The sequence below is a fragment of the Thermoanaerobacter thermocopriae JCM 7501 genome (assembly GCF_001310975.1).
Classification (GTDB): Bacteria; Bacillota; Thermoanaerobacteria; order Thermoanaerobacterales; family Thermoanaerobacteraceae; genus Thermoanaerobacter; species Thermoanaerobacter thermocopriae.
Genome location: NZ_BAZY01000042.1, coordinates 1 through 14273, shown reverse-complemented (window position 1 = coordinate 14273; position 14273 = coordinate 1). Strand labels below are relative to the sequence as shown.

7 protein-coding genes and 3 pseudogenes are annotated in these 14273 nt (G+C 31.7%); 8 read left to right on the top strand and 2 right to left on the bottom strand.

Annotation, left to right across the window (positions count from 1 at the left end):
* The first annotated feature begins 432 nt into the window (after positions 1-432).
* From dnaA to JCM7501_RS11420, 6 genes and pseudogenes are all read left to right on the top strand, one after another.
* A pseudogene (dnaA, locus tag JCM7501_RS11445) lies at positions 433-1763 on the top strand (chromosomal replication initiator protein DnaA).
* Positions 1764-1999: 236 nt separating this feature from the next.
* Positions 2000-3112, top strand: a complete 1113-nt coding sequence (gene dnaN / locus JCM7501_RS11440) for a DNA polymerase III subunit beta (protein WP_013149479.1) — start codon at positions 2000-2002, stop codon at positions 3110-3112.
* A 20-nt stretch (positions 3113-3132) separates the two neighbouring features.
* Entirely contained in the window at positions 3133-3339 is a 207-nt protein-coding gene (gene yaaA, locus JCM7501_RS11435) for a S4 domain-containing protein YaaA (protein WP_012994186.1), read from the top strand.
* Positions 3340-3349: 10 nt separating this feature from the next.
* Positions 3350-4437, top strand: a pseudogene (gene recF, locus JCM7501_RS11430) (DNA replication/repair protein RecF).
* Between the two features lie 11 nt (positions 4438-4448).
* The gene (gene remB, locus JCM7501_RS11425; protein WP_012994188.1) at positions 4449-4706 is read left to right on the top strand and encodes an extracellular matrix regulator RemB; all 258 of its coding nucleotides are present in this window, start codon (positions 4449-4451) and stop codon (positions 4704-4706) included.
* Between the two features lie 12 nt (positions 4707-4718).
* Positions 4719-6973 (top strand): annotated as a pseudogene (locus tag JCM7501_RS11420) (glycoside hydrolase family 31 protein).
* Positions 6974-6983: 10 nt separating this feature from the next.
* Here JCM7501_RS11420 and JCM7501_RS11415 read toward each other — a convergent pair.
* Positions 6984-7724, bottom strand: coding sequence for a type 1 glutamine amidotransferase (locus JCM7501_RS11415; RefSeq protein ID WP_054644878.1), 741 nt, complete (start codon positions 7722-7724; stop codon positions 6984-6986).
* Between the two features lie 11 nt (positions 7725-7735).
* On the bottom strand, positions 7736-9076 hold the full coding sequence (locus JCM7501_RS11410) for a Mur ligase family protein (RefSeq protein ID WP_028992528.1): 1341 nt from the start codon (positions 9074-9076) through the stop codon (positions 7736-7738).
* 352 nt (positions 9077-9428) lie between these two features.
* Between JCM7501_RS11410 and gyrB the strand changes: the two genes are divergently transcribed.
* Together gyrB and gyrA are read left to right on the top strand one after the other, a co-directional pair.
* The gene (gene gyrB / locus JCM7501_RS13210; protein ID WP_028992529.1) at positions 9429-11330 is read left to right on the top strand and encodes a DNA topoisomerase (ATP-hydrolyzing) subunit B; all 1902 of its coding nucleotides are present in this window, start codon (positions 9429-9431) and stop codon (positions 11328-11330) included.
* A gap of 12 nt (positions 11331-11342) precedes the next feature.
* Positions 11343-13760 (top strand): DNA gyrase subunit A, encoded by a 2418-nt coding sequence (gene gyrA, locus JCM7501_RS13205; protein WP_028992530.1) that lies wholly within the window; start codon positions 11343-11345, stop codon positions 13758-13760.
* Positions 13761-14273: the final 513 nt, after the last annotated feature.

The window sequence follows — 14273 nt, the reverse complement described above, 5'->3', positions numbered from 1 at the left end:
AAATAAAAAATTATCAACAACTTAAAAATTATCTACATTAAACTGTAGACAAAATTATTTTTCTTATTGATAATCTGTTGATAATTTGTTATTATAAAATTAAACTGTTGATAACTTAAATAAATTGTAGCCACAAAAATAACAACTTATTCACAGGTTGTTGATAAATTTGTGGATAAGTTGTTATTTACATGTTAGTTTCTTTATTCATTACATTTATAATACGGGTATTTTAATTTTTTTATCCGTTTTTTTTATCAAAACATAACTTATCAACAATATGTGCAAATAGACTTATATAATAATTATCAAACCAAAAAATCCACAAAATTAAATTAAACTTATTAACAATTAAATTATACCGATAATATATTATGCCACCCCTTTAAATAAGTTATCCACATTTTATTGATGGGCTTAGGAGGTCATACAATGTATGGAGATCATCGTCAAATATGGGAGAGGATAGTGGAGGTTATAAAAAGTGAACTCACCCCCACCAGCTACAATACTTGGTTAGTCCACATAAAACCACTAGCAATCATTGATAATGTGTTATTTTTAAGTACTCCCAATACCTTTACAAAAAATATAATAAACGGAAGATATATAAATATTATTTATGATGCAGCTTCAAAAGCTTCAAACAAGTTATACGAGATTAAAATATTATCAGAAGACGAAGAAGAATACAGAGAAATTAAAGAATCTATTGAAAAAGAAAACTCAACTGAATCCACTACTCTTTCTACTCTAAATCCAAAATATACTTTCGACACCTTTGTTGTTGGAAACAGCAATAAGCTTGCTCACGCTGCATGCCTTGCAGTAGCTCAAGCTCCAGCAAAAGCATACAATCCTTTATTTATCTACGGAGGAGTGGGTCTAGGTAAAACCCACTTAATGCATGCAATAGGACACTTTATTAATAAACACCAAAGTGGCTACAAAATAATGTACGTTACATCAGAAACGTTTACAAATGAGTTGGTTAACTCCATAAAAGACGACAAAAATGAAGAATTTAGAAACAAGTACAGAAATATTGACGTCCTTCTAATAGATGATATTCAATTTATAGCGAAAAAAGAACGAACTCAAGAAGAATTTTTTCATACCTTTAACACTCTTTATGAAGCAAACAAACAAATAGTTATTTCCAGTGACAGGCCTCCAAAAGAAATTCCAACTTTAGAGGAAAGACTAAGGTCAAGGTTTGAATGGGTTTAATCGCTGATATACAGCCACCAGATTATGAAACGAGAATTGCAATACTTAAGAAAAAAGCTCAAACAGAAAATCTAAATATCCCCGACGAAGTTTTAGCCTATGTGGCAGAAAAAATTCAATCAAACATAAGAGAATTAGAAGGAGCACTAATAAGAATTGTAGCTTTTTCAAATCTTACAAAAGCAAATATTGATCTAGAATTAGCTAAACAAGCCTTAAAAGAAATTGTATCTAATAAAACAAGAGAAATAACTGTAAAACTCATCCAAGAAGAAGTTTGTAGGTATTATAACATAAAATTAGAAGATTTTAGGTCCCGCAAAAGGACAAAAAACATAGCTTACCCACGGCAAATTGCTATGTACTTAGCAAGAGAGTTGACAGATTTATCGCTTCCCAAGATAGGAGAAGAATTTGGAAAAGACCATACAACTGTAATACATGCTTATGAAAAAATTTCTAATGAAATAAAAGAAGACGAACTTCTTTCAAGACAGATTGAAGAATTAAAAAAGAGAATAAAAGGTTATTAACATATAAACAGGGATAACCCTGTTTATATGTTTTAAAATTTTTTATTTGTGAATACTGTTAATAAATTCAACTTGTTACTCAGAAATTATCAACAAACAATTATCGACTCTTTCTTTGCTTATAAGCAATTACTAACATACTAACACTTTCTATTATTACGACTACTAAAATGCTTATTTTATTTATTATATGTTCTAACTCAAAAAAAATATTCTTGAAAACAGGAGTGAAAAAAATGAAATTTGTGTGTGACAAAAATTCATTATTTGAAGGAGTAAATATTGCAATAAGGGGGGTATCCTCCCGTACCACACTTCCCATTCTCCAAGGAATAAAAATCACAGCTTTAAAAGATCAAGTTAAATTTTCAGGAACCGACCTGGATATAGGAATAGAATGCCAAATTCCTGCCATGGTAGAAGAAGAAGGGGAAATAGTAGTACCTGCAAAAATTTTCTCAGAATTAGTCCGAAAATTGCCTGAAGAGGATGTAAAAATAGAAAGTGATTCTCAAAATACAGTAAATGTGATCTGCGATAGTATAAATTTCACTATTGCAGGAAGTGATGCTGTAGAGTTTCCCGAAATTCCTCAAGTATCAAAGGAAAACTCTTTTAAATTGACCAAAAATATTCTGAAGGATTTAATAAAAAAGACAGTCTTTTGCATTGCCCACGAGCAAACAAGACCGATTTTGACAGGTGTTTTATTTGAAGTATTTCCAAATGAAATAAAAGCAGTGGCTTTAGATGGATTCAGAATGGCCATATACACTTATCAAAGTGAGGAAAAATTTTTTGAAGAAGGTATAGAGAAATATTCTATAGTAATTCCAGGTAAAACTTTGGAAGAGATATATAAAATCTTAGAAGATGAGGAAACAGAAATAGATATATACCATACTGCTAATCAAGTGCTATTCCAAATTGAAAATACAAAGGTAATATCAAGGCTTTTAGAAGGAAGCTTTATAAACTACAATGCTGTTCTGCCAAAGGATTATAAGACTGAAGTGGTAGTTAAAAGGGAAGTTTTAACTGAAAGTATTGAAAGAGCTTCACTAATTGCAGAAAGCAAAAATAATTTGATTAAGTTCGAAATAGGTGATAAATTTATTACTGTCTCTTCCAATTCTGAAAAGGGAAAGATGGTAGAAAAGATAGAAGTTAATGTAAAAGGAATGTTTCTTGAGATTGCTTTTAATTCCAGATATTTACTAGACTCTTTAAGAGCCATCGATGAAGAAGAAATAACGCTCTATTTCATAAATAGTATAAATCCGTTAATAATAAAACCTATAGGAAGCAAAGATTATCTTTATATGATACTTCCTGTAAAGCTCAATTAAAAATCAAGAGGTGTTTTTTCATGATAGAAGTTCCTATAGAGACGGAATATATTACCTTGGGGCAATTTTTAAAATATATGAAAATATGCGAGACTGGGGGACAAGCAAAGCAATTTATTTTAGAAGGAAAAGTAAAAGTAAACGGCGCAATAGAATTAAAAAGAGGTAAAAAACTTCGCAAAAATGATATAATTGAAGTAGAGGGAAAAACTTATATCATAAAGTGAGGAATTTAACTTGTATGTGAAGGAGTTATTTGTCGACAATTTTAGAAACTTAGAAAAGCAAAGAATAGAATTTTGCGAAGGAATAAATATATTTTATGGTTTAAATGCACAAGGGAAGAGCAATTTATTAGAAAGTATTAGACTTTTAAGCATGGGAAGGTCTTTTAGAGGGAGTAAAAGTACAGAGCTAGTAAGATTTGGAGAAAATTATTTTTATGTAAAAGCAATAATTTGTCAAGAAAATAACGATAAAAAATAGAGTTGGATATAAAAAAGATGGTAATAAAGTTATTAAAGTAAATAGCAATAAAATAAAGTCGATTTCCGAACTTTTAGGGCAACTTTTGACAGTCATTTTTTCTCCTGAAGATTTAAATATAATAAAAGAAGGACCTTCCCATCGCAGAAAATATTTAGACTCTTGTATATCTATTATTGAAAAGAATTATCTCTATAACCTCATGCAATATAACAAAATACTAATGAATAGAAATAAACTATTAAAAAACATAAAAAGAAGGAAAAAGTAAAAATATATTGGAAATTTTTGATGACCAATTAGTAGAATACGGGGCAAAAATAATTATGGTGAGACAAAATTATTTAAAAAACCTAGAAATTAATATAAAAAAATTTTTACTTGAAATTTCCAATGAAAAAGCGGAAATTGTCTACTTAAATAGTGTGGGACTGAAAGATGCTTCAGATGAAGAGACAGTAAAAAAAAGATTGAAAGAAAAATTATCAAAGAATATAGATTTGGATTTAAAGTATCTTACAACACAAGTTGGTCCCCATAGGGAAGATTTTAAAATTATTATAAACGGCTATGATTCAAGAGTGTATTCTTCTCAAGGTCAACAGCGAACAGCGGCTTTGTGCCTTAAATTATCAGAGTTTGAAATTTTAAAAAAGGCGACTAATGAAAAACCAGTACTGCTTTTGGATGATGTAATGTCAGAATTAGATGAAAATAGAAAAAAGTATGTCTTAGAGAAATTAAAAGGTTTTCAGACTTTTATAACCCATACTACAAAAAGAGATTTAAAAGGAGATTGTTATTTTAAGATATCTAATGGAGTTGTTATTAAGGAGTAGGGGGTCAAAAAATGTATGTCCATTTAGGCGGCAATGTGGTAGTCTCTGACAAAGACATTATAGCTATTTTTGACATGGATGTTGTAACTACTTCGGAGGCAACTTTACAGTTTTTAAAAATAGCAGAGGAAGAAGGGTTTATTGTAAGAATTTCTAGTGAAAAGCCAAAGTCTTTTATAATCACAGAAAGGGATAAGAGAAGTGTTATTTATTTATCACCAATTTCTGCTTTTACCCTTATAAAAAGAACACAAAAAATAGATGCATAGGGAGGTATCAAATTGATAAAAACATCAGAAGGAATTATTGTAAGAAATGAAAAAAGAAAGCTGGAGCTTAGGGTATTAAGCGATAAAATTATTAACGTTTTTGTAAGTGATAAAGAAGAAAAAAGGAAAGATACAATTGCTATAGAAAGAAAAGAATACGATATTCCTAAGTTCACTTTAAAAGAAGAATTAGAAAGTATATTAATTGAAACTAATTCTTTAAAAGTAAAAATAGACAAAAATGACCTTTCTGTGAGTTTCTTAGATAAAAATGAAAGTATAATTAATGAGGATTACAAGGGAGGAGTAAAATTTAGTGAAACAGATGTTAGATGCTATAAAAAGTTAAGAGAAGACCATTTTTACGGTTTTGGAGAAAAAGCAGGATATCTCGACAAAAAAGGCGAAAGGTTAGAGATGTGGAATACAGATGAGTTTATGACTCATAACCAGACTACAAAACTTTTATATGAGTCTTACCCTTTTTTCATAGGAATGAACGATTATCACACTTATGGAATATTTTTAGACAATAGCTTTAGGTCTTTTTTTGATATGGACAGGAAAGCCAAGAATATTACTTTTTTGGAGCATATGGCGGCCAGATGAACTACTACTTTATATACGGACAAGACATAAAAGAGGTTGTGGAAAATTATACATATCTTACAGGAAGAATGAGCCTGCCGCCATTATGGGTATTAGGTTATCAACAAAGCAGATATAGTTATACTCCGCAAGAGAGAGTACTCAAGATTGCAAAAACTTTTAGAGAAAAAGATATTCCTTGTGACGTGATATATCTCGATATAGATTACATGGAAGGATATAGAGTTTTCACATGGAATAAAGATACATTTAAAAATTATAAAGAAATGCTAAAGCAGCTTAAAGAAATGGGATTTAAAGTAGTGACGATTGTAGATCCAGGAGTTAAGAGGGATTACGACTACCATGTTTACAGAGAAGGAATTGAAAAGGGTTATTTTGTAAAGGATAAATATGGTATAACCTACGTTGGAAAAGTATGGCCAGGGGAAGCTTGTTTTCCTGACTTTTTACAGGAAGAAGTAAGATATTGGTGGGGTGAAAAGCACAGAGAATTTATAAAGGATGGAATTGATGGTATATGGAATGATATGAATGAGCCAGCCGTATTTGAAACTCCTACTAAAACTATGCCAGAGGATAATATTCATATTTTAGATGGAGAAAAGATACTTCACAAAGAAGCCCATAACGTTTATGCAAATTACATGGCAATGGCAACAAGAGATGGTTTACTAAGAATAAAACCTAATGAAAGGCCTTTTGTGTTGACAAGAGCTGGTTTTTCAGGCATACAAAGATATGCAGCAATGTGGACAGGTGATAACAAAAGTTTGTACGAACACCTTCTTATGATGATGCCAATGCTTATAAATATTGGGCTTTCTGGACAACCGTTTGCAGGAGCAGATGTGGGGGGATTTGAAGGAGATTGCAATGAAGAACTTTTTATAAGGTGGATAGAAGCGGCTATCTTTACTCCTTTTTTAAGGGTTCACTCTGCGATAGGGACTAAAGATCAAGAACCTTGGTCTTTTGGCAAAAAAGCGGAGGATATTTCTCGAAAATATATAAAAATGAGATATGAACTTTTGCCTTACTTATATGATTTGTTTTACATTGCATCTCAAAAAGGCTATCCTATTATGAGACCATTGGTTTTTGAATATCAAGATGATGAAAACACTCATAAAATATACGACGAATTTCTGTTAGGAGATAATTTATTGGTTGCACCTATATACTTACCTTCTAAAGAAAAAAGAGAAGTGTATTTGCCGAAGGGTATATGGTATGATTATTGGACAGGGAAAGAATTTAAAGGAGAAAGCTATTATCTTGTGGATGCTCCCATAGATATAGTACCTCTTTTTGTAAAAAAAGGAGGAATATTATTAAAGCAACAACCTCAATCCTTTGTTGGAGAAAAAGAGATAAAAGAGATAATAATAGAGATTTATAAGGGAGAAGAAGGGCATTATCTTCATTATGAAGATGATGGAAAGTCCTTTGATTATACTAAAGGGATTTATAACCTCTTTGAAATAGGCTTTAAATATCAAGGGGGAAAAATAGATATAAAATTTGATAGGATTCACTCGGGATATGAGAAGGGAGTAAAGAAATATAAATTTGTGTTGAAAAATTTTGATGAAATTGAAGAAGTAAAAATAAATGGGAAAAAAGTTGATAAGGAAAAATGCGAAGTTATATTGTAAAAAATAGAGCCTAGGGGCCTCTATTTTTTACAAATCTTTCTATCAAAGATTGTTTAGCTTGCTGTTCTAAAGAATCGTCCAAAGGAGTTAATTCTACTTTGCCATATTTTCTCTTTAAAGCAGTTTCAATTAAAATATCTGCAAATTCAGGATTTTTAGGAAGTACTGGCCCATGAAGGTATGTTCCATACACATTTTTATAAATACATCCTTCTGTTTTATCTTCTCCGTTATTTCCCCTTCCAATTATTACTTTCCCTAAAGGACTAGATTTTCCAAGATATGTTTTCCCAGAGTGATTTTCAAAGCCCACCATTTTAAAGTTTTTTTCATTTATATTCGCATCGATTACTACATTTCCTATCATCCTTTTGGTACCAGCAACAGTCCACATATCTAATACACCAACGCCTTCTATTTTCTCACCTTTTGAGGTTTGATAATAATTTCCTAAAAGTTGGTATCCACCACATATACCTAATACAGTCAAACCGTCTTCAATAGCTGATTTAAGATTTTTACCCTTTTTGATTGTCAAGTCGTCGCTTACAATTTTTTGTTCTCTATCAGATCCGCCTCCTAAAAAAAGTATATCTATATCAGTAAAATTCGTATTTGAATCTACCGTAATTGATTTTACTTCGGTTTCAATGTTTCGCCATTCACTTCTTCTTTTTAATGTCAAAATATTTCCTAAGTCTCCATATAAATTTAATAAGTCTGGATACATATGGCCAATGACAAGTTTCATTCTTTTTCCTCCTATGAGTTTAAGTATTTATTTACATCATAAAGAGATGTATAATTGGGAAGTACTGCTATTAATTCTTCCTTAGTTAGTTCAGATATTGTATCAAGAGCTTTATCTACAGAGTTTATAACTTTTATTTTATTAATATCAAAATTTGCATATTTGAGTCTTACTGCCATGTCTTCAGCTCTTAAACCAGAAGTTATTATATAATTTACCTTTGTTTTTGATAAAAAGTCTTCTAGGTTTACGTCCCACAACCAAGATACATCTCTTCCATCCGCGTAGTTATCATTTATAGAGATTAAAAGGTTTAAAGGTTTATTAAATTGAGATAGCATATTTAAGGTGCTTTCAAAACCAATAGGGTTTTTAATTAAATTTATTATAGCTTTTTTGTTTTTTATTTTAGTTTTTTGCAATCTTCCTTCTATTGGCCAATAGTTTTCTGTTGCTTTTGATATAGTGTTAAAGTCTATGTTCAACAAAATGCTAGCAGATATAGCTGCTAATAAATTATAAACGTTGTATATGCCTATTAATCTACTTTTAAATGTAAAGATTTTATCTTTATAGTATAGATTAAAATTTATTCCATCTTCATTTAAAAATATATTAGTAGCTTTAAAATGAGGATTTGGTCGCTTTTTGCCACAATTGGGGCAGTAATAGTCTCCCAGTTGCCCGTAATATATTCTTCTATATTCGTATTTGTGGCCACAAATAGGACAGTATTTTTGTTCAAAAGAAGATGAGTTAATTCCTTCAATGTTGTCATCAATTCCATAGTAAAAGACTTTTGATTTTATCTCATCTCCTATTGAAGCTGTAAAAGGTTCATCAGCATTTAGTAATATTATAGATTCTTGTGGCAGTTTTAAAAGGGCGTTTTTTACTTTTTCTACTGTTATATCTAATTCTCCGTATCTGTCTAATTGGTCTCTAAAAAAGTTAGTTATTATTACTATATTAGGATTTATATCTTCAATTACAATTGGCATGTTTGCTTCGTCTACCTCAAAAACGGCTGCTTCTTTTTTTAAATTTCCTAAAAAATCGCTGCTTTTTATTAAAGCAGTTGCAATTCCTGTTTTCATATTTGCTCCTTCTTTATTATGTACAACACTTTTTCCAGCGGTATTCAAAATATGGGCTATTAATCCAGAAGTTGTAGTTTTGCCATTTGTACCTGTTATCATCACTTTGCTTTCTTTTAGAGGTTCAATTAACTTTTTTATTAATCGAGAATCAGATTTAAGCGCTATTTTTCCAGGTAAAGATGTTCCACCTTTTCCTGTTATCTTACAAGATATGTTCACAAGTTTACCTAAGTTGACACTTAAAAATTTCACTATTTACCACCTTCTAGTAAATTTTATTTCCTATTTTTACTCTTCTTTCTGGTTGAAACAATACTATATTTCCTTCTTCATCATCTACTCCTAAAACATCGGATACGAAGTCAGCAATTTGTATATTCTTATGTCAAGTTTTAAAAAATCTTCAGAGGTAGCCATTGAATTCCCTCCAATTTAAGTATATTATATTATAGGTACATGTGTTAAGTATTATTATATTATAGGTAATAATAAAAATAAAATTATCTCATTTCCCGGGAAATTTTTCGGGAAATATTTTGAATTGAGCAATTTTTAAAATAATGATAAAATAAAACTGTTGGATAAATTTGCGGAGGTTGTGAATATGGCAAAGGATGAAACTTATACTGCGAGTCAAATTCAAATATTAGAGGGTTTAGAAGCCGTAAGAAAGAGGCCAGGAATGTATATAGGTTCTACTGGCAGCAGGGGATTGCATCACCTTGTATACGAGGTAGTAGATAATAGTATAGATGAAGCATTGGCAGGGTATTGCAAAAATATAGTAGTTACTATACACAAAGATAATTCCATAACGGTTGAAGACGACGGGAGAGGTATACCTACAGATATACACCCAAAAGTTGGAAAACCGGCTGTAGAAGTAGCTTTAACGATGTTACACGCAGGTGGAAAATTTAATAATGATGCTTACAAAGTATCTGGAGGATTACACGGAGTAGGTGTTTCTGTTGTAAATGCATTATCTGAAAAATTGGAAGTTGTTGTAAAACAGCGTGGGAAAATTTTCAGGCAAACATATGAAAGAGGAGTACCAAAAACTGATTTAGAGATTATTGGGGAAACAGAAGAGACGGGTACGACTATTACTTTTAAGCCAGATAAAGAAATTTTTGAGGAAACTGTATTCAATTATGATGTATTAGCTCAAAGATTAAGAGAATTAGCTTTTTTAAATAAAGGTATAAATATCAGGCTTATAGATGAAAGAGACGGAAAGGAAGAGGTCTTTAACTACGAAGGTGGAATTATATCTTTTGTGAAATATCTCAATAGAAATAAAGAAGTTTTACATGAGGAACCTATATACATGGAAGCAAAAAACACTGATTATGAAGTAGAGGTTTGCATGCAGTATAATGATACGTATACTGAAAATATTTTTAGTTTTGCCAATAATATTGATACTAGAGAAGGTGGTACTCATCTTGTTGGATTTAAAAGTGCTCTTACTAAAGTTATCAATGACTATGCTAGAAAATACGGAATTATAAAAGATAACGAGAAAAATTTGCAGGGTGAAGATGTAAGAGAGGGCTTGACTGCTATTGTAAGTGTAAAGTTAAAAAACCCACAGTTTGAAGGCCAGACTAAAACAAAATTAGGAAATTCTGAAATGAGGTCTATTGTAGAAAATGTAGTGATAGAGAAACTATCGGCTTTTTTAGAAGAAAATCCCTCGGTTGCAAAAGTAATAGTAGAAAAGGCTACACAAGCTGCAAGGGCGAGAGAAGCAGCGAGAAAAGCCAGAGAACTCACTAGAAGAAAATCTGCACTTGAAAATACTACTTTACCGGGAAAACTTGCTGACTGTTCGGAAAAAGACCCTTCTAAGTGTGAGCTTTTCTTGGTAGAAGGTGATTCTGCTGGAGGTTCTGCTAAAACAGGTAGAAATAGTAGATTTCAAGCGATACTTCCACTACGAGGGAAAATTTTAAATGTGGAAAAGGCGAGACTTGACAAGATACTCTCTAATGAAGAGATAAGAGCAATGATAACTGCTTTAGGTACTGGAATAGGAGATGAATTTGATATAAGTAAATTAAGATACCACAAAGTAGTCATAATGACAGATGCGGATGTAGATGGAAGTCATATTAGGACGTTGCTTTTAACGTTTTTCTATAGGTTTATGAGACCTTTAATCGAAAATGGAAATGTGTACATTGCTCAACCGCCTTTGTATAAAATTACAAAAGGTAAAAAGGTATATTATGCTTACTCTGATAAAGAATTAGACAGGATTTTAAATGAGATTGGAAGGGAAAATTATACTGTTCAAAGGTATAAAGGTCTTGGAGAAATGAATGCTGACCAATTGTGGGATACAACTATGGATCCAGAGAAAAGGACAATTCTTAAAGTTACATTAGAGGATGCAATAGCCGCAGATGAAATTTTTACTATTTTAATGGGAGACAAAGTCGAGCCAAGAAGAGAATTTATAGAAAGATATGCAAAAACAGTAAGAAATTTAGACATATAAGAGGTGGAATAGATGAGCGAAGATAAAGTAATTCCAGTAGATATTGAAGATGAAATGAAAAAATCTTATATAGATTATGCAATGAGTGTAATTGTTGGAAGGGCATTGCCAGATGTAAGAGATGGTTTAAAACCAGTTCATAGAAGAATTCTTTATGCTATGAATGAGTTAGGATTAACTCCTGATAAGCCATATAAAAAAAGTGTTGCAGTTGTTGGTGAAGTTTTAGGGAAATATCATCCTCATGGTGATGCGGCTGTTTATGATACTTTAGTGAGACTAGCACAGGATTTTTCAATGAGAGAAACTTTGATAGATGGGCATGGAAACTTTGGAAGCATAGATGGAGACCCCCCAGCTGCCATGAGGTATACAGAAGCGAGGCTTTCAAAAATTGCCCTTGAAATGCTTACGGATATAAATAAAGAAACAGTAGATTTTGTGCCAAACTTTGACGAAACATTAAAAGAACCGGTAGTGCTTCCTTCAAGATTTCCTAATCTTTTAGTTAACGGGTCTCAAGGAATTGCCGTAGGTATGGCTACCAATATTCCTCCTCACAATTTAGGAGAAGTCATAGACGGAATTATCGCTTATATAGACAATCCTTATATTTCAGTAGATGAACTAATGAAATATATAAAAGGACCTGACTTTCCTACAGGAGGAGTAATTTTAGGAAGAGACGGTATAAAAGAGACTTATGAGACAGGAAGAGGCAAAATTGTCGTTAGAGCAAAGGCAGAAATTGAAGAACACCACGGTAAGACGAGAATTGTAATTACTGAAATTCCTTATATGGTGCTTAAAGCTAAGTTAATTGAAAAAATTGCTGAGCTAGTTCGCGAAAAGCACATAGAAGGAATTTCTGATTTGAGAGATGAATCTGATAGAAATGGAATGAAAGTTGTAATAGAACTAAAAAAAGATGTCAATCCAAAGGTGATACTTAATAAACTTTACATGCACACGCAAATGCAGCAGACCTTTGGAGCTATAATGTTGGCTCTTGTAGACGGGGAGCCTAAGATATTAAACCTCAAGCAAATTATAGAAAAGTATGTAGATCATCAAGCGGATGTTGTAACGAGAAGGACTAAGTTTGACTTAAGAAAAGCGGAAGAAAGAGCACATATTTTAGAAGGGCTAAAAATTGCTCTTGACCACATTGATGAAGTTATAAACATAATAAGAAGTTCAAAGACAGAAGCAATTGCTAAGCAAAATTTAATGGACAAGTTTGGATTGAGCGAAAAACAAGCACAAGCGATAGTTGATATGAGATTAGGAAGACTGACGGGGCTTGAAAGGCAAAAAGTAGAAGATGAGCTTAAAGAGTTAATGGAAAAGATAAAAGAATTAAAAGGAATTTTGGCAGATGAAAGAAAAGTACTGGAAATAATTAAAAAAGAGCTTTTAGAAATAAAAGATAAATACGCTACTCCGAGAAAGACAAACATTGTGGCAAAAGAAGAAGAGCTAGATTTAGAGGATTTAGTTCAATTGGAAGATGTAGTTGTGACAATGACTCACTATGGATATATAAAGAGAATGCCTCTTGATACTTATAAGGCGCAAAAACGTGGGGGAAAGGGCATATTAGGTATATCAACAAGAGAAGATGACTTTGTACGGGATATTTTTATTACTACAACTCATGACAGATTGTTGTTCTTTACAAACAAAGGGAAGGTATATAGTTTAAGAACTATAGATATTCCTGAAACAGGAAGGCAGGCAAAAGGCACAGCTATTGTCAATCTCATACAGATAGGTCAAGGAGAAAAAGTCACAGCGGTTATTCCTCTTAAAAAGTCTCAAGATATTAAATATGTTGTTATGTGTACTAAAAAAGGCATAATAAAAAAGACTTCTATAGAAGAATTCAAGTCGATTAAAAGGAATGGTATAATAGCTATTACATTGGAGGAGAATGACGAGCTTATAAATACAAAATTGACAAATGGAGAAAGAGAAATAATTATAGGAACTGCTAAAGGCTATGCTATAAGGTTCAATGAAAAAGACATAAGGCCTATGGGAAGGGTGGCAAAGGGTGTAATAGCTATTTCCTTGAGAGAAGATGATGAAGTGGTAGAAATGGACCTTGTTCACCCGGGTAGCGAAATTTTGGTAGTTACAGAAAAAGGATTTGGAAAAAGAACTGATTTAGAGGAATACAGGCTTCAAACAAGAGCGGGAAAAGGAATAATTGCAATAAGACTTAGTGAAAAAACCGGTAAATTAGTATCTATAAGGTCGGTAAATCCGGAAGATGAGTTTATGATAATTTCTGCAAATGGAATTCTTATAAGAATGAAGGTGTCTGAAATATCTAAGATGCACAGAGACACGAGAGGTGTAACTCTTATGAAGCTGGATGATGGTGACAGGGTTGTTTCTACTGCAAGAATAGAAAATGAAGAGTAAATTGAAGCCCTCAGTTTTGAGGGCTTATCTAAGTTGAATGAAAAATATTTTGTGTATTTTTAGATTAATATTTCATACTTTTTCTTGGCAAAGATTAAAAATATAAACCACAGAAGAAAGAAGTTTCTAAAAATATTACTTTTAACACAATTGAGAAGTTTCATTAGCGAAAACAATATTCAACTATCCCAGATCTTTATGCATCATTAAAAGAGAAAAAATTTCTTCTATTAACTTGTTGCAGTCGATAACTTCGTTTATATCCATCTTCAGATAAAACAACAGTATACAGGCCTTTGGTATAAGAGGTTTATTCTTGGTTTATGGGTACTTGCCAAGGGCGTCATTTATGATATGTTTGATGAAAGCAAACATATTCTTACGGAAATACCGGAATGCGAAAGATATTGGGTAGCTGTTGACTACGGTACGAATAATCCAACGGTGTTTTTATTGCAAGGGAAAAAGGGTAATACTTATTATAATTTGAAAGAATATTATTACGACAGTATA